This window comes from Bradyrhizobium zhanjiangense (genome assembly GCF_004114935.1).
GTDB classification, from domain to species: Bacteria; Pseudomonadota; Alphaproteobacteria; order Rhizobiales; family Xanthobacteraceae; genus Bradyrhizobium; species Bradyrhizobium zhanjiangense.
On record NZ_CP022221.1, the window covers coordinates 4,927,772 to 4,950,552 of the forward strand.

A 22,781-nucleotide genomic window follows, 5' to 3' on the forward strand; every position below is an offset into this window, starting at 1 on the left:
TCAGGATGCTGCCTTGATGTTGAAGAACCCGGATCCCGGTGAGGCGCCGAGCGGGTTGTTAGAGCGGACGCTCGGGGTGCTCGAGCTGCTCGCGACCAATGCCCATGGCATGCAGCTGTTCGAGATCGCCGATTCGCTGCATATCCCGCGCAGCGCCACGCACCGCGTGCTGACAAGCCTGATCGAGCATGGTTACGTCAGGCAGGAGCGCGAGCAGGGCGCCTACCAGCTCACCGCCAAGATCGCCTCGCTCGCCTTCACGTTCCTGGCCGGCAGCGGCATCACCGATTTCGCCCAGCCGTTGTTGGATCGCCTCGCGCGCGAGAGCGGTGAGCTCGTGCGTCTCGCCATGATCGACGGGCGGGAGTTGGTGTGGGTGGCCAAGGCGCAGGGCTCGCCTGCCGGCCTGCGCTACGATCCGGACATGGGGCAGGTGGGGCGGCTGTCCTGCTCGGCGAGCGGCCACGCCTGGCTGTCGTGCCTGTCGGATGAGGAGGCGCGCGGGCTGGTGGAGAAGCAGGGCTATGGCTTGCGCAAGGACTATGGTCCGCGCGCGCCGGAGAGCTGGCCGGCGCTGCTGAAATTTCTGCGCCAGGCCCGCAAGCGCGGCGTCAGCATCTGCGTGCAGACCTATACGCCCTGGATGAGCGCGACCGCGGCTCCCATCCGTCATCCCAAGACCAAGGAGGTGACGGGCGCCGTGGTGATCGCCGGTCCGCACATCCGCCTGACTGAGGAGCGCATGCTCGAGCTTGCGCCGGCGCTGTTGCAGACGGCGCAGGAGCTGTCGATGGCGACGCTGGCTTCACCCGGGCTTTATGGTCGCGTCGCGCGGCCGGGCGAAAGCTTCTTCGGCCCCGGTTCCTGACCGGCACGGGAGTTCATCATGAGGATTCTGATCACGGGCGGTGGCGGGTTCATCGGTGCCTGGCTGGCACGACGGCTTGCCGCCGACGGCGACCGGCTGCGCGTGTTCGAGCCGGTCGGGCGCTCGGCGCAGTTCGATCGCATCGTCGGAGCTGCGGCCGCGGAGGTGGAGTGGTGCGTCGGCGATATCGTGGATGCGTCGGCCGTGCGCGCGGCGGCGGAAGGCTGCGAGGCCATCGTCCATCTCGCCGGCGTGCTGACGCCGGCCTGCAAGGCCGATCCGGTGCGCGGCGCCATGATCAATCTCGTGGGTACGTTGAACGTGTTCGATGCAGCCCAGGCGTTCGGCATCCGGCGCATCGTCTTTACCAGCAGCGCCGGAGTCTACGGTCCCCATGACGAGACGACCCCGCGGCCCGTCACCCATTACGGCGCATTCAAGCTCGCCTGCGAAGGCAGCGCACGGGCTTATTGGGAAGATCACGGCATCGCCAGCATCGGTTTCAGGCCTTATATCGTCTACGGCTTCGGTCGCGAGACCGGGATGACCGCCGGGCCCTCGCTCGCCTGCCGCGCGGCAGCACGCGGGGAGAGCTATGTGATCCCTTATGTTGGCACGGCAGGCCTCGTTCTCGTCGACGACGTGGTGGCCGCCTACGCGGCCGCGCTGCGCCGCGAGCCCGATGGCGCTCTTGTCTTCAATCTGCCCGGCGAAGTGGTTTCGAACGACGACGTCGTTGCGGCCGTGCGCGCCGTCGTGCCCGAGGCGAAGATCGGCATCGACGGACCCGTGCTCCCATTCGCGGAAGACATCGGCGAAGGCGATTTGCGGCGTGTCTTTTCGGACTTGCCGGCGACGTCGCTGCGCGACGGCATTCGTCGGACGATCGAGCTCTATCGGACTGCGCCATGACGCTCCCGGTGCTCGGCGCCCACACCTTCGGTTTCACGTGGGATTGTCTCGCCGAAGAGGCCATCGAACGGCTCGCGGCGGCGGGCTATCGCGCCATCCAGCTGATGGCCACGCCTCCGCATTTCGATCCCTGGAAGCAGGATGCGACCCGTACGCGCCGCATCCGCGCACTGGTCGAGCGGCACGGCCTGTCGCTCCTGGCGCTCGATCTCGCCAGCAGCGACATCAATTTGGCGAGCCCCTCACAAGATGTGGTGGATTTTGCAGTGGCGTCATATGCCTCCACGATCGACCGTGCCGCCGAGCTTGGCGCGCGCTGGATCTGCGTCGGCTCCGGCCGCCGACACGCGCTGCTCGCCAAGGCCGACGACCGGTTGATGCCGAGCTTCCGTGACGCCTTCGCCCGCATCCACGACAAGGCCGAACGCGCCGGCGTGCCGATCATCCTCGAAAATCATCCGCAGGGGCTGCTCGCGAGCGCTGCGGATATCTCGGCATTCCTCGATGCCGGAGGCTATGCGGGCATGCCGGTGATCTACGACGTCGCCAACGCTTTTGCGATCGGCGAGGATCCGGTCGATGGCCTCGAAGCGCTGTGGTCGCGTCTCGGCATCGTGCATTTGTCCGATGCCCCGAAGGGCCAGTGGCGGCATGATCCGCTCGGCTCCGGAGCGATCGATTTGGCGGCCATCGCGGCACTCCTGACGCGGCGGCGCTATGCAGGCCAGATCGTCCTTGAGATCCTGTCGGACCGTCCGCTCCATGATCTCGACGACGGCGCCGCCGCACTCAAGCGACATGGATTGGCCTTTTCTCTCGCCGGCTAAAGGCACCATGCCGGCTCAACCGGCGGCGCGCGTCATGTCGGACAACAGCCGGTCGCGGAATCGTCCGGGCGACAGGCCGACATTGCGCGAGAAGAACCGGTTGAAATAGCCGGGATCGGCATAGCCGAGCGCGGCGCCGATCTCGTTCACGGTCATGTCCGAATAGAGCAGGTTGCGCTTGGCCTCGGTGAGCAGCCGGTCGTTGATCAGGGCCAGTGACGACTTGCCCGTCGTGAGCCGGCAACAGGCGTTGAGGCGGGCCGTCGTCACGCCGAGCCTGCGCGCGTAGAAATCGAGCGATGCATGCTCGCGAAAATGCCGTTCGACGAGCTCGCGAAAGCGGATCACCGTGTCGGCCTCGCGTGCGCTGGAGATCGGGCGAACCCGCTCTTGCTCCTGCAGCCGGCGCACGGCTACCGCGAGCAGTTGCAGATAAGCCTTGATGGCGGTGCGGCGGCCGGGAGCCGACCAGACGAATTCGTGCTCGAGCGAGGCGAACAGGCCGACGAGGTCGATGTCGCGGCCGATCTGTTGCGGAAGGAAGCGCGCCGGCAGGCGAAAGGCGTCGACGAGGTCGGCGTCGCCGTCGAGGGCAGAGCGCAGGAATGGCGGCGCCACGGTGATGACATAGCCGTCGGTGCCGGGCTTGAACCGGATCGCATGGATCGTCAGGGCCGGGATGATGATCAGTGCCGGCGGCGCGACGGCCCAGCTCGCGCCCTCGACCTCGATGGCGCCGCCGCCTTTGCTGATCACCAGGATCTGGTGATGGTCGGGATGGGTATGGGTCCGGATTGTCCAATTGTGTCGGCCGCTGCGCACCGGGATCGGTTCGATGTGAAGGAACGATGGCTCGACCTCCGATGCCGCTTCCTCGTACAAAAAGTAGTGCGGGATCATGCGTTCCGTTCCCTCCGCGCGGCCTGCAGCCAGCTGCACGCCGCTGCACTGAATTCATGAAAAGTACAATACAAAAGGGGTTTCGTCCATTGGCGGAGCCGTCCGCCGCATCTATCCAGGACCGAGCCTCGGCAGAGCGGGCGAACAACGCCGCGCGGCGCCAAGGGGAAGGACGAGGGAGGAAGCGGCAATGTCAGGGCAAGTGCGCGATCTGTCGTGCGACGTGCTGGTCATTGGCTCCGGCGCCGGCGGAATGTCGACCGCGATCACTGCGCGAAAATGCGGTCTCGACGTGATCATCGTCGAAAAGGATTCCTATTTCGGCGGCACCACGGCCTTCTCCGGCGGTGTGCTCTGGATTCCCGGCAATCGCCATGCCCGCGACGCCGGCGTGACCGACAGCAGGGAGGCCGCGCGCACCTATCTCAAGAAAGAGACCGGCAACCATTTCGACGATGCCGCGATCGACGCCTTTCTCGATGCCGGTCCCCGCATGGTCGACTTTTTCGAGACGGAGACCGAAGCGAAATTCGTGCTGTCGGCCTATCCGGACTATCACCCTGATGTCGAAGGCGGCGCCAGGCTCGGCCGCTCGGTCACTGCGGCGCCTTACGATGCCCGCGCCCTCGGTGAAGAGATCCGGCGGCTGCGGCCGCCGCTCGAGACCATCACCTTCATCGGCATGATGTTCAACTCGTCCAACGACGAGCTGAAGCACTTCTTTCGCGTGACCAGCTCGCTTTCGTCGGCGCTCTACGTGGCGAGGCGGCTTGCGAGCCACCTCTGGGATCTCGCCCGCTATCGCCGCGGCGTCAAGATCACCAGCGGCAACGCCCTGGCGGCGCGGCTTGCCAGGACGGTCTTCGATCTCGGGATCCCGCTGCTGACGGCGACGCCGGCGCAGCGGCTGATCAGCCGCAACGGCGCGATCGCCGGTGCGGTCGTCAGCGACGCCAGGGGCGAATACGAAATCACCGCACGCCACGCCGTGGTTCTGGCCAGCGGCGGATTTCCGCACGACGAAGCGCGCATCGCGCGCGCCTATCCGCACCTCGCCCGCGGCGGCGAGCACCTGTCGCCGACGCCCTCGGCCAACACGGGCGACGGCATCCGCATGGCGGAAGAGGAGGGCGGCAGTTGCGCCATCCGCTTTCCGAATGCCGCGGCCTGGATGCCGGTGTCGCGCGTGCCTTTGGGCCATCGCACCGGCGTGTTTCCGCATCTCGTGGATCGCTACAAGCCCGGCGTGATCGCCGTCAATCGGCAGGGGCGGCGTTTCACCAACGAGTCGGAATCCTACCACGACGTCGGCGCCGCGATGATCGCCGACGGCGTCGGCGCCAAGGAGACCGCAGCCTGGTTGATTTGCGATCATGCCACCATCCGCAAATACGGCCTCGGCTATGCCAAGCCGGCGCCGGTGCCGGTCGGACCCTTCGTGCGCAACGGTTATCTCAAGCGCGGCGCGACATTACGAGACCTGGCCGCGGCCGCGGGTCTCGATCCCGAGGGCCTCGAAGCGACGGTGCGCGAGTACAATGCGGGCGCGGTCGATGGCATCGATCGCGCATTCAAGCGCGGCAGCACGGCGTTCAACCGCTATCTCGGCGATCCCGAGCACAAGCCGAACCCGAACGTCGCCCCTGTCGGGGCCGGACCCTACTACGCCCTGAAGATCATCATGGGCGACCTCGGCACGTTCGACGGCTTGACCACCGATGTGGTCGGCCGCGTGCTGCGCCAGGACGGTTCGGCGATCCCCGGGCTCTATGCCGTCGGCAACGATCGCGCCTCCATCATGGGCGGCAACTATCCCGGCGCCGGCATCACGCTCGGGCCGATCATGACCTTCGGCTACATCACCGGCCGCCATCTTGCGGGTCAGCAGGCCTGATCTACGCCGTACGATTGCAATGACAACAGCTCCGCGCAGGCGGGGCAGGTGAGGGAGAAACGACATGAGCATGACACGCCGCGGTTTCGTCGGAGCCGGCCTTGCCGCGACGCTCGCGCCGCGCCTCGCCCGGGCGCAATCCGACAATACGATCCGCATCGGTGTGATCACCGACATGTCCGGCATCTATCGTGACGTGTCGGGGCCGACGACGGTTGCCTGCGCGCAGCAGGCGGCGGCCGAATTCATGGCCGCCAATCCTTCCATCAAGGTCGAGATCCTGGTCGCCGACCACCAAAACAAGGCCGACATCGGCCTGGCGATCATCCGCAAATGGTTCGATCAGGACGGCGTCGACGTGATCGAGAATGTCGGCAACTCGTCGATCGCGCTCGGCGCCAAATACCTGATCGAGGACAAGAACAAGGTGGCGCTGATCACCACCGCCGGCTCATCCGATCTCACCGGCAAGAGCTGCAGCGCCAATCTCGTGCACTGGTCCTGGGATTCCTGGTGCCTGGCCCATTCGACGGCGACCTCGCTGGTGCGCACAGGCGGCTCGAAATGGTTCTTCGTGACCGCCGACTATGCATTCGGCCATGCCGCGGAAGCCGATGCGGCGAAATTCGTCAAGGCGGCCGGCGGCACGGTGCTCGGCTCGGTGCGCTATCCGTTCGGGGCAACCTCGGACTTCTCGTCGTTCCTGCTGCAGGCCCAGTCGAGCGGCGCCAACGTGATTGCCTTTGCCAATTCCGGCAACGAGCTGATCAACTGTCTGAAGCAGGCCCAGGAGTTCGGCCTCGACCAGGGCGGCACGCGCATGGCGGCTCTGGTCGGCTACGTCACCGATGTCATCGGGATGGGCCTGTCGACGGCGAAGGGCCTCTCTCTCACAGAGACCTTCTATTGGGATCTCAACGAGCGGACCCGCGCATTCATGGACCGCGTCAAGCCGCGGCTCGCCGCCAACGTCTATCCCAACATGAGCCAGGGCGGCGACTACGCCTGCGTGCTGCACTACCTCAAGGCGGTGAAGGAGATGGGCGTCGCGCAGGCCAAGCGCAACGGCCGCGAGGTGGTCGAGCTGATGAAGAAGATGCCGACCGATGACGACTGCTTCGGTCAGGGCATGATCCGCGCCGACGGCCGCAAGATTCATCCGGCCTATCTGTTCGAGGTGAAGAAGCCCGCGGAGAGCAAGGCGACCGGCGACGTGTACAAGCTGGTCTCGACGCTGAGCGCCGAGGAAGCCTTTCGTCCACTCGGCGAGGGGAGCTGCGCCCTCGTGCGCAGCTGAGGAATCGAACCTGGAGCCTGTCCGATGACCGAACATGCCATTGTAGATTTGCGCGCCTACACCATCCGCCTGCGCAAGATGGCGGAGTTCATCGATGTGTTCGACCGGCTCGCGATGCCGGTGCAGCTTCGATACTTGGGGCGGCCGCTCGGCATGTTCACGAGCGCGGTGGGACCGTTGAACCAGATCGTCCACCTCTGGGGCTTTCCGGATATGGGCGAGTTCGAGCGCCGGCATGCCGCGCGCGACAAGGATCCGGACTGGCCGGCCTACCTGCAGGCTTCCGAGCACCTCATTGTTGCCCAGGAGAATCGCCTGATCCGCCGGATCGAGCTGCCCTCATTGTCCGGTCTGGTCAGCTGACGCGGCGTCCTCTCAGTCATCGGAACCCCTCATGGCGTGGATCGATCTCACGGCGAAAGTGGCCGTCGTCACCGGCGGCGCGGCCGGCATCGGGCGCGGCATTGCGCTCGGTCTTGCAGAAGCCGGCGCAACCACCGTGGTGCTCGACCGCAATGAGGCCGGTGCGGCGGTGGCGGCGGAGATTCGCGCCAGCGGCGGGCGGGCGGAATTTGTCGCCTGCGATGTCACCAGCGACGACAGTGTGACGAACGCGGCCGCGCAGGTGACGGCGAGGGTCGGCCAGCCGGCGATCCTCGTTAACAATGCCGGCACCATGTTGCCCGGCGGCCTCGACACCACGAGCATGGCCGATTGGGAGCGCATCTTGTCGCTCAATCTCACCGGTTACTTGCGCTGTGCGCGGATCTTCGGCGAACCGATGCTGGCACGAGGCGCCGGCGCCCTTGCTCACGTCGCGTCGATCTCGGCATCGTTTCCGCAGAGCTATAGCGGCGCCTACAGCGCGAGCAAGGCCGCGGTGGTCATGCTGTCGCGCCAGCTCGCGGTCGAATGGGGACCGCGCGGCGTGCGCAGCAACGTCGTCAGCCCCGGCATGATCCGCACGCCGATGACCGAGGCAATCTATCGGACTCCCGGCGTGGATGAGGCGCGGCGTGCCCTGGTGCCGGCGCGGCGGATCGGGCGGCCGGAAGACATCGCCGACGCGGTCGTGTTCCTTGCCAGCGAGCGGGCAAGCTACATCACCGGCGAGGAGATCGTGGTCGACGGCGGTTTCACCCGCACTCTGATGGGCACCATTCCGCGTCCGGGGTTCGAGAAGAACTGAGTTCGGCGGACCAATCTGGATGGGAGCAACGGATGCTGCTGCAGGGAAAAATAGCCGTCATCACTGGCGCCGGCTCCGGGATTGGCGCCGCCGTCGCGCAGCTGTTTGCCGTCGAAGGGGCGAATGTCATGGTGGGAGACCTCACCGAAAGCGGCGCTACGCTCGCGGCGAGGCTTTCCGCTGAGGGCCATGCAGCGGTCTTCCAGCACGTCGACGTTACCGATGAGGTCTCCGTTGCCGCGCTGATGGAGGCGGCCGTGACGCAGTTCGGCCGGCTCGACATCCTCGTTGCCAACGCCGGCATTCCCGAGCGCAAGTCGCCGATCCACACGCTCGACCTCGCGGACTGGCGCCGCGTGATCGATGTCGATCTTACCGGCGTCGCGATCTGCAACAAGTTCGCCGCACGCGCCATGCTGGCGACGGGCGGAGGCGCCATCATCAACATGGCCTCGATCCTAGCCCATGTCGGCCAGGAGAACAGCAATGCCTATTCGGCCGCGAAGGCGGCCGTGGTCAATCTCACGCGCTCGGTTGCGCTGACCTATGCGAGACAGGGCATCCGGGCCAACTGCGTCTCTCCGGGCTATGTCGATACGCCACTGCTGGCCAAGCTGCCGGAGGCGACCCGCGAGACGATGCTGATGCGGCAACCGATCGGTCGGTTGGCGCGGCCGGACGAAATCGCGCAAGTGGTGGCGTTTCTCGCCAGCGACAACGCCTCGATCGTCACCGGCGCGTGCATCAATGCCGACGGCGGCTACACCGCTATTTAGTCCGCTAATTTGTGCCAGCAACCGGTCACGCCCTGCCTCGCCGGCAAATGTGAGATTGGTCGGGCACCAAAAGCCGACCGACAGGAGTGTCCCTGCGGGTTTACAGCGCGGCGGCTAAGGTTGGCGCGGACCAAGTGGCGGCGGCGGGAGGCGGCTGAAGCTCCCAAGGTCGAACACCTCCAGCCGATGAGGGCTTGCGATACGGCCTCCGCGCTGACCAGCACTGCTGGCACAGGTTGGGGTGAGAGGTGCGATGTATGGTGGACCGACTAAACGCAACGCAGCGCTATTCGGAACTCTTGACGGTATCGGAAACTGCGCCGTCTCAATGCTAGCAGTAGTCATCCCTGCGACGCACACAGCGCCATCGAGCCGATTGACTTCGATAGGTAGCGGTAACGACAGTATCTCCAGCGGCGCGAATTTTCCTGTGAATTCAAGACCAAAAAGTTGCGGCGGGTATACCGTCGGCATTCGTCCGTCAGATCCGGAAAATTGTGCTTGCAGATCAACGACGAGCCGTCGTTCGAAATGATAGAGTGGGCGTAGTGCCACCGGCGGCTATCTCGTAGTTTAGCGTAGCTCCGGTCGCGTTCTCTTGCTTGCTGGCGCCGGTCGAGATGGTGACCTCGGCTTATCCCGATCGAGGTAGGGATAGGATTCTATGGTGTTTTCAGTCCCGGAGTATCGCAGCGTACGCGATCGTACCGAACGGCCTTGGGGGTCTGGGATCTGAGCTTGTAAGAAGGCAGCCGTTAGCCCGAACCTGGCGCTTCGGTCAGATCCGCATGTTTCTAGCGATGGCGAGCCTAAATCGCGATCTTCGCTTGTCGACGAGTCTGCTTCGTTTGCCGGCCTTTAGTCCGGGAATTCGCCTCGGCTTTCTATGCTGCAAGCTCATCGGCCTTCTAACTGGAGCGGGAATGACGTAGGAGAGGCGGAGATGAGGATTTGAGATGGCAAGGAAAACCCAGAAAAGGCCGCCTGCACTCAAGGGCGTGTCGTCAGCCGAACGGGCTTTGGCAGTGTTAACGGCCTTCCGTCGAGGCGACGGCGCCTTGAGCTTGGCGGAACTGGCTGAGCGCACCGGACTTGTCAAAAGCACCATTCTGCGGCTCGCTTTGTCGCTGCAACAATACCGGCTGCTCGCGCGCTTGCCTGATGGTTCTTACCGGCTCGATGCAGAGACCTTGCGGCTCGGCACGGCCTATCAGCAGGCGTTCCGTCTTTCCGACCACGTCATGCCTGTCCTCGAGCAACTCGCAGCAAAAACCGGTGAGACGACGTCCTTCTATGTTCGAAATGGCGAAGAGCGGCTCTGTCTTTTCCGGGTGGAGAGCACCAACCGTATCCGGATGACCGTGCAGCCGGGCGACACCCGTCCGATGGATAAATCGGCCATCGCGCAGACCCTTCGCCGATATGAGGCCGGAGTTCCCGGTCCGGACGACGAACTGCCGCTCTTCACGTCCGGCGTCACCGATCCTCATGCCGCCGCGCTCGCCATGCCCGTGTTTGGCATTGGCAATTCCCTAGTCGGGGCGCTTTCGATCTCCGGACCGGTCAGTCGCCTTACGCCTGCGCGGGCGGAGCAGATGAAAGGTGCGCTGGTTGAGGCCGCGACCAAGCTCACCTTGGCGTGCGGTGGAAGCCCGGTGCCCCGCACCGGAAAGAGCCCCCGCAATCGACCCAGTCTGAGCGCGTAAAACGAAACGTCGTTTCATTTTGGTTGCCGGGTGCTCGCCATCGGCTTATAAGCCTCCCAATAACAACCGATGGGAGGACGAAGTGGTGGCAGCAACGCTCACGCGCAGGACGGTCCTTGCCGGACTGGGCGCATCATTCGTTCCCCACGTCGTGCGGGCGCAGGCAGAGGGAGTGCGCTGGTCGAGCGGCATCACGAAGCCGCTCTTCGTGCCGCCTGTCGGCAGCGCCGATTGCCATTTCCATACCTATGACAAGTCCTATCCGATCGCGAAGGGCGCGACCTTGCTGCCCGACGACGCATCGCCGGATGATTATCGCGCGTTGCAACATCGGATCGGCACGACGCGAGGTGTGATCATCCAGCCTTCGACCTATGGCACCGACAACCGGTTGCAGATCGCGTCACGACAGGCCCTGGGCGCCGAGAATTTTCGCGTGATCGCAGTGGTCGCCGAGGACGTATCGGATGCCGAGCTGCGACGGCTCGACGAACAGGGTGTCCGCGGCGTCCGCTTCAATCTCGGCTTTCCCGGCGTGCTCTCCGTGAGCTCCCTTCCGTTGCTCGCGCCGCGGCTCGCCGATATCGGCTGGCACTGCCAGATCAACATGCGGCCCAAGCAGATTGAGGACAACGCCGACCTGCTGGCGTCGCTGCCGGGGCGGCTCGTGTTCGATCATTTGGCGCAGGTGCCACAGCCGGCAGGCATCGAGAGCGCCTCTTACAAGATCATTCGCGGCTTGCTCGATCGCGGCAGGACGTGGGTGAAGCTGTCGGGCCCCTATGTCTCGAGCAAGCAGGGCGCGCCTGACTACGCCGACGCTGGCGTTGTTGCGGCAGCCTATGTCAAGGCAGCGCCCGAGCGGCTGGTCTGGGGCAGTGACTGGCCGCATCCGTCCGAGGCCAAGGAGCACAAGCCTGACGATGCGCGCCTGTTCGATCTGTTCGCGCAATGCGCTGGTGACGACGTTGCATTCAAGCGCATCCTGGTCGACAACCCTGCCGAACTCTACGCCTTTCCCAAGGTTACGCCATGACGTTCTTCAGCCCGCCGCGCCGGCTCGAAACCAGTATCTTCACGCGCCTGCCAGATCAGTTCCGAAAGCCGCGGCGAACGACCTGGGCAAATGCCAACCAGGGCGGACGCGAGATCGACTCCTTCCTCGAAGGACCGTCCTTCGATCGGCAAGGCCGGCTCTACATCACCGACATTCCCTATGGGCGTATCTTCCGTGTCAGCACGGACGGCGCGTGGGAGCTCGTATCCGAGTACGATGGTTGGCCGAACGGGTTGAAGATCCACCGTGATGGGCGCGTCTTCATCACCGACTACAAGCGCGGGATCATGCTGCTCGATCCGGCCAGCGGCAACGTCACGCCGTTCCTGGAGACGGCCGCGAGCGAAAGCTTCAAGGGCGTCAACGACCTGGTCTTCGCGCCGTCGGGCAATCTCTATTTCACCGACCAGGGACAGACCGGCATGCACGATCCCACTGGCCGGGTCTGGAAGCTCACGCCCGACGGCCGGCTCACCTGTCTGATCAACACCATTCCGAGTCCGAACGGCATCGTGGTCGATGCCGACGAGAGTTTCTTGCTCGTCGCGGTGACGCGTGCCAACCAGATCTGGCGCGTGCCGCTGCCGGCGAGCGGGCTCACAACCAAGGTCGGGATATTCTCGCATCTGCATGGCGGACCGGGCGGTCCTGATGGCTTGGCGCTGGACGACGGCGGCAACCTTTTGGTCTGTCACACCGGCTTCGGCTCGATATGGAGGCTGTCGCCCCTGGCCGAGCCACTCGATCGCATCGTCTCCTGCGCCGGTGTCGGCACCACCAACCTTGCCTTCGGCGGACCGGAGCGAAAGAGCCTCTTCATCACCGAAAGCCGCACCGGGACGCTGCTGCGCGCCGAGCTCGACGTGCCGGGCCTGCCGATGTTCTCGCACGCCGACTAAGTCAGGCGGCGCGCAGGCGGGTCAGCAACGCCTCCGCTGGGTGAGGCAGGGATTGCCCATCCATGATCTTGACCTGCGATCGGCAGGAGTAGCCGATCGCGAGCAGGCGTCCGCTCGGCGCATGCTCGGTAACGTGGCGGGCCCAGCTCATTCCATAGATCCGCTCCGATGTGGCGCGATGTTCAGCCTCATGGCCATAGGTCCCGGCCATTCCGCAGCACCCCGACGGCAGCACTTGCAAACTCGCGCCCGCGGCTGCGAATGCCGCCTGCCAGTCACGGAGACTCGACAAAGCGAGCGAACGCTCCGAGCAGTGCGGCAGCAGCAGGTATTCGTCTCGGACGCCTGACGTCTTCGGGACGGCATCGCAGTGTCGCGCCAGCCATTCCTGGACCAGCAGCACAGAGGGCGGCCGGTCCGCGTCCGGCAGCATGCCGTATTCGGAGCGATAGGTCAGCGTCATCGATACATCCACGCCGACCAGCTCGACGCCGGTGGCGGCTAGTTCGCGCAGCATGGCGGCGTTGCGGGACGCGGCACGGCTGAAGGCGCCCAGGAAGCCGTGCACGTGCAGTGGCTTTCCGTTGGGGCGGAACGGCGCGACATACGGCTTGAAGCCGATCGTCTGCATGAGGTCGAGCACCGCGAGCACAACGCGCGGTTCATACCAGCTCGTGAAGGCGTCCTGGACCAGCACCACGCTGCGCGCGCGCTCCTCAACGGAGAGTGCCGCCAGCAACTCGGGCATGGCGATCGCAATCCCGCGCGCTGCCAATTCCCGCCGCATCGAAACCTGCGAAAATTTCGGCGTGTGCACCAGTCCGATCGCCCGCATCGCCAAACGGCCCGGCGGGCTGTCGATCATGAGGTTGTAAAGCCAGCCGATCCTGCCGAGCGCCGGCAGCATCGACTCCAGCGAACCAATCAGATGGTCGCGCAACGGCCGCAGATAGCGGCCATGGTAGACCTCGAGAAATCTGGCGCGGAAGCTTGGCACATCGACTTTGATCGGACACTGCCCGCTGCAGGATTTGCAGGCGAGGCAACCATCCATCGCCTCCTTCACCGCATGCGAGAAATCCGGCTCGCGCGCCCAGCTGTTGCGCAGCCGCGCGGGAAAATCACGCCAGCGCGCACCTTGTCGAAGCGACGCAGCTTCCCGCTCCGGGTCGACGCCGAGTGCCGCCAGCTGCCGCAGCCATTCGCGGATGAGCGAGGCGCGGCCCTTTGGCGAATGGAGACGATCGCGCGTCGCCTTGTAGGAGGGGCACATCGCTTCATCAAAATCCCAGGAGAAGCATGCGCCATTGCCGTTGCAGTGGAGGGCCTCGTCATACGCGCTGCGAACGGAAGCGGGGATCGTTCGATCAAGCTGGCCGCGTGTGGTAAGCGCGCCGATCGCAAGCAACTGCCCGCCGTCGGGCGCGGCGATCTTCCCCGGATTGAGCCGATTTCGCGGATCGAATGCAGCCTTGATCGATTGCAGGACCGGATAGAGCGGCCCGAAGAAGCGCGGCGAAAATTCCGAGCGCACGCCCTTGCCATGCTCGCCCCACAGCAGCCCGCCATATTTCCTGGTGATCTCAACGACCTCTTCGGTGATCTCCCGGATCAGCCGCTCCTGCGCCGGATCCTTCATGTCGATGGCCGGGCGGACATGCAGCACGCCGGCATCGACATGGCCGAACATGCCGTAAGTCAGCTTACGGGCGTCGAGCAGCGCACGGAACTCGGCGATGTAATCGGCCAGGTGCTCCGGCGGCACGGCGGTATCTTCCACGAAGGGGATCGGCCGCTTGTCGCCCTGCATGTTGCCGAGCAGGCCGACCGATTTCTTCCGCATCGTCCAGATCGCGTTGACCTCCGCCTCGCCACGCGCCACTGTGAAGCCGCGGCGGCCGCGTGTCGCTTCCGCCGAGGCGAGTACCTCGGCCATGCGGCTGACCGGCTCCTCGATCTCCAGCTCCGTGTCGCCGACGAACTCGACGAGGTTCACGCCCATCGCGCGCTGTCCGTCATCTTCGGGGAAGTAATCCCGGACGGCGTCCCAGACCACGTCGTCTTGTGCGAGGCCAAGCACTCGGGAATCGACGGTCTCGATCGATGCCGCACCGAACCGGATCAGCTCCTGGGCATCGCGCAAGGCGGCATCGAAGCTGCCATAGCGCACATTGACCAGCGCGCTATGCTTCGGGATCGGCACGACGTTCAACTTGGCTTCGGCGATCAGCGCCAGCGTGCCTTCGCTGCCGCACAGTATCGAGTTCAGGTTGAAGCGGCCGCGATCATCGCGGATGTGAGCGAGGTCGTAGCCGGTCAGGCAGCGGTTCAGCTTCGGGAAATGCGCGGCAATCAGGTCCGCCTGCTCGCGCTGGATCGCATCGACCAGCCTGTGAACGGCGCCGACGAGGTCGGTTCGACGCTGGACTTGCTGCAGCTCGTCGTTCTCGAGCGGCCTCGACGTCCACACCGTGCCGTCCAGCAACACGGTCGTCAGTTCCAGCACATGGTCGCGCGTCTTGCCGTAAAGGCAGGAGCCCTGGCCGCTGGCGTCGGTGCTGATCATGCCGCCGATCGTGGCGCGGTTGGAGGTGGAGAGCTCCGGCGGGAAGAACAGGCCGTGCTCGGCCAGCGCAGCATTGAGCTGGTCCTTCACCACGCCGGCCTGCACCCGCACCCAGCGCTCGGACGGGATCTCCAGGATTCGATTCATGTGGCGCGAGACGTCGACCACGAGACCTTCCGTCAGCGACTGGCCGTTGGTGCCGGTGCCGCCACCGCGAGGCGCGAACACGATGCCCTCAAAGCGGGGCTCGGATGCGACACGCGCGAGGCGCACCAGGTCGTCGGTGCTGCGCGGAAACACCACGAGCTGGGGCAGCAGCTGATAGATCGAGTTGTCAGTTGCCGAGACGATCCGGTCGGCATAGGCCGGCGCCAAATCGCCTTCGAACCCGCGCAGCCGAAGCTCTGCCGCCAGTTCGCTATGCAGCGGAGCAGGGGCCTGCATATCGGATACGCGCGGCAGCATCGAGTTCCTCCCGGCTTGCGGTCGCCGCAACTGACGGCCCGCACTCCATTTTTTCATGGGAGCGCTTCTGATCGGACGACGCAAGCGCCCCGCTGGTCTGTTCTTGAAAATGAAACGACGTTTCAAAACGAATTGCAACGACGTTCTATTTTTGTTAGGGGGCGTCATGGCCGGGGAAACACCGGCCCTGGAGGGAACCCATGGCCAGTGTCACCGCCGCGTCAGCCGGCGCGGGCTTCGCGCCCGAGCAGGACAGGATCCTCAGCAAAGTGCTGTGGCGGATCGTGCCGTTCCTGCTGCTCTGCTACATCGTCGCCTATCTCGACCGCGTCAACGTCGGCATCGCCAGCCTGACGATGAACCACGACATCGGCATCTCGCCGTCCGAATTCGGCTGGAGCGCCGGACTGTTCTTCTTCGGCTATTTCTTGGCGGAGGTGCCGAGCAATCTCGCCTTGCAGGCGATCGGCGCCCGCAAATGGATCGCCCGCATCCTGATCACTTGGGGATTGATCTCGGCCGCCACGGCCTTCGTGGTCGGTCCCGTGAGTTTTGGCGTGATGCGTTTCCTGCTCGGGCTTGGTGAGGCCGGCTTCACGCCTGGCGTGTTCCTCTACTTCACCTACTGGTTCCCGGCGCGGATCCGCGGCACGGCGACGGCTGCGTTCCTGCTTGGCATCCCGATTGCCAACATTGTCGGCGCGCCGATCTCGAGTTCGCTGCTGACGCTCGACGGCCTCGGCGGCCTGCATGGCTGGCAGTGGCTGCTGATCCTTGAAGGCCTGCCGGCGACCCTGCTGGGCTTCGTGTGCTTCTTCACGCTCACCGACAAGCCCGAGCAGGCCAGGTGGCTGAGCCCCGACGAGCGGCGCTGGCTTGCCGAGGTGCTGGCGGCGGAGCGCGCGGCCATTGCCGCCAAGCACTCCTCTACGCTCAGGGATGCCTTCACCAATTGGCGCGTCCTTGTCTGCGCTGCCGTCAACTTCTGCGCCATCATCGGCTCCGTCGGCCTTGGTCTGTGGATGCCGCAGATCATCAAGGGCCTCGGCTTTGGCGTCGTCGCCGTCGGCTTCATCGCCGCCGTGCCCTACATCTGCGGCGCCGTCGCGATGATGCTGTGGGCGCGCCTGTCGGACAAGGGCGGTGAACGCAGTTGGTTCGTGGCAGCAGGGCTGCTGGTCGGCGCAGCGTCGCTGATTGTCTGCGGCTACGCGACATCGTCAGCGCTGATCTCGATCGTCGCGCTGTGCGGCGCCGTGATCGGGATCATGTGTTACCAGTCGACCTTCTGGCCGATCCCGTCGAGCTTTCTCACCGGCAGCGTTGCCGCGGGTGGCCTGGCGATGATCGTCTCGATCGGCAATCTCGGCGGCTTCGTCGGTCCCTATCTCATCGGCGTGATCCGGCAGGCCACCGACAGTTTCTCCTGGGCTCTGATCTCGGTGGCCGCATTCCTCATCCTCGCCGCCATCCTGATCCGGGTGGTCGGCATCAGCCTGCAGCGACAGGCCGGCACGGCCGACGCCCGCACCAGCCCGATCGCACCTCTCTCGAAAGGAATTTGAAGATGAGCAACAAACAGCAGTTCCGTCTCGGTCTCGTCGGTTATGGCGAGATCGGCAGCACGTTGGGCAAGGGGCTCCGCGGCGCCGGCCTGCAGCAAATCTTCTGCTACGACAAATACGCCTTCGACGGTCCCTATGCCGATCTGATCCAGAGCCGCGCCAAGGCGGCAGGCGTCACGCTGGTCAAGTCCAATCAGGAATTGGCTGATGCGGCCGAGCTGATCTTCAGCGTCACGCCGGGCTCTTCGTCGCTCGAGAGCGCAGCCGCGTTCGCGCCGGTGCTCGATGGCCGCCACACCTTCCTCGACTTCGCCTCCGCCACGCCGAAGGTGAAATATGGCGTCGCCGAGCGGCTCGCCAAGACGGGCGCGACCCTCGGCGACGGTTCCATCATGGGGACCCCCAAGAACGGCTATTCGATGCACATGCTGTCGAGCGGCGCAGCCGGACAGCGCGTCATCGATCTGCTGGTGCCCTGGGGCATGAGCATCGAATTCGCCGGCGACAAGCTTGGCACGGCGTCAGGGATCAAGATCCTTCGCTCCGTTCTGATCAAGGGGATCGAGGCCCTGATCGATGAGACGCTGCTGGCGGCGCGGTCCTATGGACTCGATGAGACCGTGCTGGCCTCGGCGTCGAAGACGCTCACCCGTCCCTTCATGGATACCGTCGAGAGTCTGACGCCCTCCGGCGTCATCCATGCCAAGCGGCGCACCGAGGAGGTCGAGATGGCCGCCGAAGCGGTCGCGGATGCCGGGATCGACCCGCTGATGGCGCGTGCGACGGCGGCGCGGCTGCGCTGGAAGGACAGCCTCGGCCTGAAGGACCACTTCAAGGGCGTCGTGCCCGAAAACTACAAGATCGCCATCGACGCGATCGTGGCCAAGATGCAGGCCGGGGTCAAAGCGGCCGAATAAGGCCGGGCCAGCAAGCAACACAACAGGGAGAGAAACGTGACGGCCGCTCGAACTGATATCGACGAGATCGAGAAGGTGACGATGCGCAGGGTGATCCTGCGCCTCGTGCCGTTCCTGATGATCTGCTACTTCTTTGCGCTGCTCGACCGCGTCAATGTCGGCTTCGCGGCGCTGCAGATGAACAAGGATCTCGGGCTCACGCCGGCGATGTTCGGCTTCGCCGCCAGCCTGTTCTTCGTCTCCTATTTCCTGGTGGAGGTGCCGAGCAATCTGGCGCTGCAGAAGGTCGGCGCTCGGCGCTGGATCGCACGCATCATGATCACCTGGGGATTGATCACCGCATGCATGGCCTTCGTGATTGGTCCGTACTCGCTGTATGCCATGCGCTTCCTGCTCGGTGCGGCGGAGGCCGGTTTCTTTCCTGGCGCCATTCTCTATTTGACCTATTGGCTGCCGTCGCAGTATCGGGCGCGCATTCTGGCGACGTTCACGGTGTCAATCCCGCTCGCGACCTTCCTCGGGTCTCCGCTTTCGGTCGGGCTGCTCGAGCTCGACGGCGTGCTCGGGCTGCGTGGCTGGCAGTGGCTGTTCATCCTGGAAGGGCTGCCAACCGTCCTGCTGGGCTTTACCTGCCTGTTCGTCCTGACTGACAAGCCGGCGCAGGCGTCCTGGCTCACCGTGGAGCAACGGGAATGGCTGGCTGGACGCATGGAGGCGGAGGCCGCCGCGCGCAAGCCGGTCGGGCATCTCTCGCTCTGGCAGCTTGCCACCAACAAGTATTTCCTCGTCATGGCCCTGGTCTGCTCCGGCGCCTCCGCCACCGGCAGCGTGCTGTCAGTCTGGCAACCGCAATTGCTGAAATCGTTTGGCCTGACGAACCTGCAGACCGGGTTTGTCAATGCGATTCCCTACGGCATCGCGACCGTGCTCATGGTGCTGTGGGGGCGTCATTCGGACAAAACCAGTGAGCGCCGCTGGCACACTGCCATTCCGCTCTTGCTCGCCGCCGGTGGCTTCACGGCACTGGGGATGACGGGAACCGCGGTCGTGCCATCGGTCGTCATGGTCACGTGCTGTCTCGTCGGCGCGTATGCCTTCAAGGGGCCGTTCTGGGCACTTTCGGCAAGTTGGCTTTCGGCAAGCACCCTTGCGGCGGGGCTTGCCGGCATCAATGCGATCGCCAATCTGATAGGCGGCGGCCTGATGGTGAATGTGGTCGGCGTTACCAAGGAGTGGACGGGCAGCTTCGTGCTCGGGATGCTGCCGCTGGCGCTGCTCTGTGCCGTGGCCGCGGTCTGCGTCCTCGTGCTTGGGCGAAGTGCCGCGCGCGCAACGGATATGGTGGCGGTGAAATCATGAGCATGCGCAGCGAGGAGCCAAAGCACGCCATCACCCGACGCTCCGTTCTCGCCGGCATGCTGGCCGCGAGTACCGGCGCGTGGGCTGGTGGGGTCGAGCGGGCGGTGCCCAACAGCACTGGATCGGTGCCGCCGCGCCTGGATGCGCCCGCGGGCGCCTGCGACTGCCACCATCACATCTACGACGAGCGGTTTCCCGTCTCGCCGCATTGGCGCCAGGGCTTTCCGCCCGGTGCGACGGTTGCGGATTATCGATCGCTGCAGCGCCGGCTCGGCACCAGCCGGAGCGTAGTGGTGCAGCCGTCGACCTATGGCATCGACAACCGATGTCTCGTGGACGCGCTGGGCCAGCTGGGCTCTGCGGCACGCGGCGTTGCTGTCGTCGACACCGACGTCAAGGACGCGGAGCTGCGCCTGCTGACGGACGCCGGTGTTCGTGCCATCCGGGTCAATTTCGTGTCTCCGCAGAGCTGGGGAACGACGACGCCGGAGATGCTGACCACGCTCGCCAAGCGGGTGAACGCCTTTGGCTGGCACGTGCAAATCCTGATGCTAGGGGATCAGATCGTCACCCATGAGAGCGTCATCCGCTCGCTTCCCACCAAGGTGGTGGTTGACCATCTCGGACGCATTCCCCAGCCTGACGGCGTCAAGCATCCGGCGTTCGCGGCCGTTCGCCGCATGCTGGATGAGGGCCGCACCTGGGTGAAGGTGACTGAGCCCTATGAGGACAGCAAGCTCGGTCCGCCCTACGCGGATTCCAGCGAGGTGGCGCGGGCCTATGTGCAGGCTGCGCCGCAACGCATCCTGTGGGGCACCGACTGGCCGCATCCGACCCAGCGCGGCACCAAGCCGGACGATGCCCTGTTGCTCGATCTCCTCGCAGACTGGGCGCCGGACGAAAAGACCCGCCGGCGCATCCTGGTGGAAAATCCGGCCGAACTGTTCGGCTTCTAGGACTTTCGGCACGCACTGACAACGCAACAGCTTCATCATCAAGCATTGAGAGGGACCGACGCATGTCCGTAGGATTTCGAATTCTGAAGCGGCAAAGAAAAGTGGCGACCGAAATCGTCGAACGCTTTGCCCGTCTGCCGGTAGCGAACGTTAGCGACGGCATGTCCCGGATGACGGCTGCCGGAGCGCGGCTTCGGCCGATGCATCAGGCCGGAGGGATGGCCGGCGTGGCGCTCACCGTCAAGACACGGCCGGGCGACAACCTGATGCTCCACAAGGCGATGGCAATCGCCGAACCCGGCGACGTCATCGTGGTCGATGCAGGGGGCGATCTCACCAACGCGCTGTTCGGCGAAATGATGCTCACGCGGATCATCAAGAGCGGGCTTGCCGGCATCGTGATCGACGGTGCGGTTCGGGACGCCGGTTTCATCCGGGGCCAGAGCTTTCCCGTTTTCGCGGCAGGCGTCACCCATCGTGGCCCCTACAAGAACGGACCCGGCGAGATCAATGTTCCGATCGCGATTGATGGCATGGTGATCGAGCCCGGCGATCTCATCATCGGCGACGATGACGGACTGCTTTGCGTGCCGTTTGACGACGTGGATGAGGTACTGAAAGCCGCCACGGCAAAGTACGAGGCCGAGCAGAAGCAGTTGGAGAACATCAAGGTGGGGACGCACAATGCGGATTGGGTGGACAAGGCGCTTCACGAACTTAATTGCGAAGGGCTCGACTGAACGTCTAGGTTCGCGGGTACGCGAGCCGTTGCCGAGCTCCAGTCGATCTACGGCTTGCCCGCGCTATTGGGCGGGAACATCGCGTGCAGTGTCGTCACGACGGGCTGGCGATCAATGCCGATCCGCCGTTAAGCATGGCAGGCGCGGCCAACCGGTCTTAATTCGCTTCGAAGCTGCGCAAAAATAAGGCTGGATCGATCGATAGTGACGGTATCGGACGGCGAGGTAAGACAGGATGTCGAGCGTTGCTTCTAAGCACATGACCTCGTTCTTTCGATACGTCTCGATAGCTGGCGAAACAGCCTTGTCCCAGAGCAGCGCAAATTTATCGGTGAATTCAAGATCAAAAAGTTAGGGCGGATATACCGTCGGGATTTGTCCGTCAGCGCTGAGAGTTTTTCCTTTCGGTTCAACGCGGTAGCGTCGTGCTCAACGATCGAGTGGGAGTAGCGCTGCCGGCTGCCATTGCGCAGTCTGGCGTAGTCTGGGTTGTCGATTGCTTCGTATCGAGGACGCTGGTCGAAGCAGTGCTTGGACTTATCTCGCTCGAGGTCTGCAATCCACAACGATTATCCTGACGGAATACTACAGCGGGCTTCAGCGTACAGAAGGGCGCGGCTCCCAGTCTCGAGCACAGGTAAGTTTTGGCCCAAAGAGCGCCCTTCCGCTTCGACCCGGCGAACCGCTCATTCCGCCGACATAGGATCGCCAGTAAGGCCCCAGCTTTCGCCGTCGAAAACGGCGATCCGCAGGGTCTTGAACGCTCCGTAGTCGTCGGGTTTGGTGCTGATCGAGACGCCGGGCAGCATCATCGGCAGGCGTTCGCCGTGCAGGGACGTCGCCTGACGGATCAGGTTTTCCCGCGTGAGATCTTCGCCGCACTTCTTCAGCACAAGCTCGACGGCATGGACATTCATGTAGGCCACGAGGACCGAATAATCGTCCGGATTGACTGACGGGGCGTATTTCTTCAGGAACGCCTTGTAGGCCCTGACCTCGTCGTCATTGGCCCAGGCCGGGTCGCCGGGCTGCTTGAGGAACTGCGTGGTGACGAGGCCCTTGGAGGCGTCCAGGCCCGCTGGCTTCAGGATCGTCTCGACGGAGGCGGTCGATCCCCCGATGATGTGCAACGGGCTCCAGTTCAGTTCCTTGACCTTGCGGATCGACTGCGCCGCCGCCTTCGAGGACGACTGCTCGACCAGCGTGTCGATACCGGCGGACTTGAGCTGGACGATCTGCGAATCGATCGTGGGATCGGCGAGTTCGTAGGATGTCTCGAGCACGATCTGCGATGCCTTGTCGCCGAGACCGGCACGAAGGCCTTTCAGATAGTCCTTTCCGTAATCGTCGTTCTGGTAGAGCACGCCGATCCTGGCTTGCGGCCTGGTCTTCAGCAGATACTTGGCGATGACGCGCCCCTCGGTCTCGAAATCGGGATAGAGCGGCACGGTCCAGCGGAAGTTCTTGGGATCGTTGAAGCGACGCCCGCCGGCGGTGATGAACAGCTGCGGAACCTGCTTCGAGTTCAGGTATTTCTGAATGGCGACGTTCGGCGCCGTGCCGATGGTGCCGACTTCGGCGAGAACGCCCACGTCCTCGACGAGCTTGCGCGACTGCTCCACCGCCTTGGGGGCGCTGTAGGCATTGTCGAGCTGTGTGAAGTTGATCTTGCGTCCGTTGATTCCGCCTTGCTCATTGAGCATCTCGAAATAGGCAACGACGGCGCGTCCCGCACCGGCGCCGAATGCCGACGCCGGACCGCTCAGTGGAGTTGATTGCCCGAGCTTGATCTCGGTATCGCTGACACCCGGCCCGTAGGCCTTTTCCGCGTGCAGCTGTGTCGATGCCAGCATCGCTGATGCGGCGATCACGCCCAAGGCGCGCCCGA

General features: G+C 64.5%; 19 protein-coding genes. 16 read left to right on the plus strand and 3 right to left on the minus strand.

The window, feature by feature from the left end; genetic code table 11:
- Positions 1-16 precede the first annotated feature (16 nt).
- Genes XH85_RS23605 through XH85_RS23615 form a run of 3 tightly spaced genes read left to right on the plus strand, consistent with a single transcriptional unit; the run spans position 17 to position 2,607 of the window.
- The gene (locus XH85_RS23605; RefSeq protein WP_164940066.1) at positions 17-868 is read left to right on the plus strand and encodes an IclR family transcriptional regulator; all 852 of its coding nucleotides are present in this window, start codon (positions 17-19) and stop codon (positions 866-868) included.
- An 18-nt stretch (positions 869-886) separates the two neighbouring features.
- Positions 887-1,780, plus strand: coding sequence for an NAD-dependent epimerase/dehydratase family protein (locus XH85_RS23610; RefSeq protein WP_128933699.1), 894 nt, complete (start codon positions 887-889; stop codon positions 1,778-1,780).
- Positions 1,777-2,607: a sugar phosphate isomerase/epimerase family protein gene (locus tag XH85_RS23615; RefSeq protein WP_128933700.1), complete on the plus strand. Its 831-nt coding sequence runs from the start codon at positions 1,777-1,779 to the stop codon at positions 2,605-2,607. The genes XH85_RS23610 and XH85_RS23615 overlap by 4 nt, the downstream gene beginning before the upstream one ends.
- Positions 2,608-2,622: 15 nt before the next feature.
- On the opposite strand, the gene XH85_RS23620 is transcribed toward XH85_RS23615, so the two are convergent.
- The gene (locus XH85_RS23620; RefSeq protein WP_128933701.1) at positions 2,623-3,507 is read right to left on the minus strand and encodes a helix-turn-helix domain-containing protein; all 885 of its coding nucleotides are present in this window, start codon (positions 3,505-3,507) and stop codon (positions 2,623-2,625) included.
- A 190-nt stretch (positions 3,508-3,697) separates the two neighbouring features.
- Here XH85_RS23620 and XH85_RS23625 point away from each other — a divergent pair, with 190 nt between their 5' ends.
- The 8 genes from XH85_RS23625 to XH85_RS23660 all read left to right on the plus strand — a co-directional run bounded on the left by XH85_RS23625 (position 3,698) and on the right by XH85_RS23660 (position 12,325).
- Complete coding sequence (locus tag XH85_RS23625) at positions 3,698-5,401, plus strand: FAD-dependent oxidoreductase (RefSeq protein WP_128933702.1); 1,704 nt, start codon at positions 3,698-3,700, stop codon at positions 5,399-5,401.
- 64 nt (positions 5,402-5,465) lie between these two features.
- Positions 5,466-6,698: an ABC transporter substrate-binding protein gene (locus tag XH85_RS23630; RefSeq protein WP_128933703.1), complete on the plus strand. Its 1,233-nt coding sequence runs from the start codon at positions 5,466-5,468 to the stop codon at positions 6,696-6,698.
- Between the two features lie 24 nt (positions 6,699-6,722).
- Positions 6,723-7,061, plus strand: a complete 339-nt coding sequence (locus XH85_RS23635) for an NIPSNAP family protein (RefSeq protein ID WP_128933704.1) — start codon at positions 6,723-6,725, stop codon at positions 7,059-7,061.
- Positions 7,062-7,092: 31 nt separating this feature from the next.
- Positions 7,093-7,887: an SDR family NAD(P)-dependent oxidoreductase gene (locus tag XH85_RS23640; protein ID WP_128933705.1), complete on the plus strand. Its 795-nt coding sequence runs from the start codon at positions 7,093-7,095 to the stop codon at positions 7,885-7,887.
- Positions 7,888-7,919: 32 nt separating this feature from the next.
- Complete coding sequence (chcB2, locus tag XH85_RS23645; RefSeq protein ID WP_128933706.1) at positions 7,920-8,663, plus strand: cis-4-hydroxycyclohexanecarboxylate dehydrogenase; 744 nt, start codon at positions 7,920-7,922, stop codon at positions 8,661-8,663.
- Between the two features lie 956 nt (positions 8,664-9,619).
- Positions 9,620-10,369, plus strand: a complete 750-nt coding sequence (locus XH85_RS23650) for an IclR family transcriptional regulator (RefSeq protein WP_128933707.1) — start codon at positions 9,620-9,622, stop codon at positions 10,367-10,369.
- Positions 10,370-10,454: 85 nt separating this feature from the next.
- On the plus strand, positions 10,455-11,405 hold the full coding sequence (locus tag XH85_RS23655) for an amidohydrolase family protein (protein WP_245473374.1): 951 nt from the start codon (positions 10,455-10,457) through the stop codon (positions 11,403-11,405).
- Positions 11,402-12,325 carry an SMP-30/gluconolactonase/LRE family protein gene (locus XH85_RS23660; protein ID WP_164940067.1) on the plus strand — a complete coding sequence of 308 codons (924 nt, stop codon included), beginning with the start codon at positions 11,402-11,404 and terminating at the stop codon, positions 12,323-12,325. Before XH85_RS23655 ends, XH85_RS23660 begins: the two co-directional genes overlap by 4 nt.
- Before the next feature lies 1 nt (position 12,326).
- Here XH85_RS23660 and ydiJ read toward each other — a convergent pair whose 3' ends face one another.
- Complete coding sequence (gene ydiJ / locus XH85_RS23665) at positions 12,327-15,356, minus strand: D-2-hydroxyglutarate dehydrogenase YdiJ (protein WP_128933710.1); 3,030 nt, start codon at positions 15,354-15,356, stop codon at positions 12,327-12,329.
- Between the two features lie 200 nt (positions 15,357-15,556).
- On the opposite strand from ydiJ, the gene XH85_RS23670 reads away from it, so the two are divergent.
- The 5 genes from XH85_RS23670 to XH85_RS23690 all read left to right on the plus strand — a co-directional run bounded on the left by XH85_RS23670 (position 15,557) and on the right by XH85_RS23690 (position 20,893).
- Complete coding sequence (locus XH85_RS23670; protein WP_164940823.1) at positions 15,557-16,921, plus strand: MFS transporter; 1,365 nt, start codon at positions 15,557-15,559, stop codon at positions 16,919-16,921.
- 2 nt (positions 16,922-16,923) lie between these two features.
- Entirely contained in the window at positions 16,924-17,838 is a 915-nt protein-coding gene (locus XH85_RS23675) for an NAD(P)-dependent oxidoreductase (protein ID WP_128933711.1), read from the plus strand.
- Positions 17,839-17,874: 36 nt separating this feature from the next.
- Positions 17,875-19,197, plus strand: coding sequence for an MFS transporter (locus XH85_RS23680; RefSeq protein WP_128933712.1), 1,323 nt, complete (start codon positions 17,875-17,877; stop codon positions 19,195-19,197).
- Positions 19,194-20,153: an amidohydrolase family protein gene (locus tag XH85_RS23685; protein WP_245473375.1), complete on the plus strand. Its 960-nt coding sequence runs from the start codon at positions 19,194-19,196 to the stop codon at positions 20,151-20,153. Before XH85_RS23680 ends, XH85_RS23685 begins: the two co-directional genes overlap by 4 nt.
- Positions 20,154-20,215: 62 nt before the next feature.
- Complete coding sequence (locus tag XH85_RS23690; protein WP_128933713.1) at positions 20,216-20,893, plus strand: RraA family protein; 678 nt, start codon at positions 20,216-20,218, stop codon at positions 20,891-20,893.
- 686 nt (positions 20,894-21,579) lie between these two features.
- Here XH85_RS23690 and XH85_RS23695 read toward each other — a convergent pair.
- The gene (locus tag XH85_RS23695) at positions 21,580-22,746 is read right to left on the minus strand and encodes an ABC transporter substrate-binding protein (protein WP_128937395.1); all 1,167 of its coding nucleotides are present in this window, start codon (positions 22,744-22,746) and stop codon (positions 21,580-21,582) included.
- Positions 22,747-22,781: the final 35 nt, after the last annotated feature.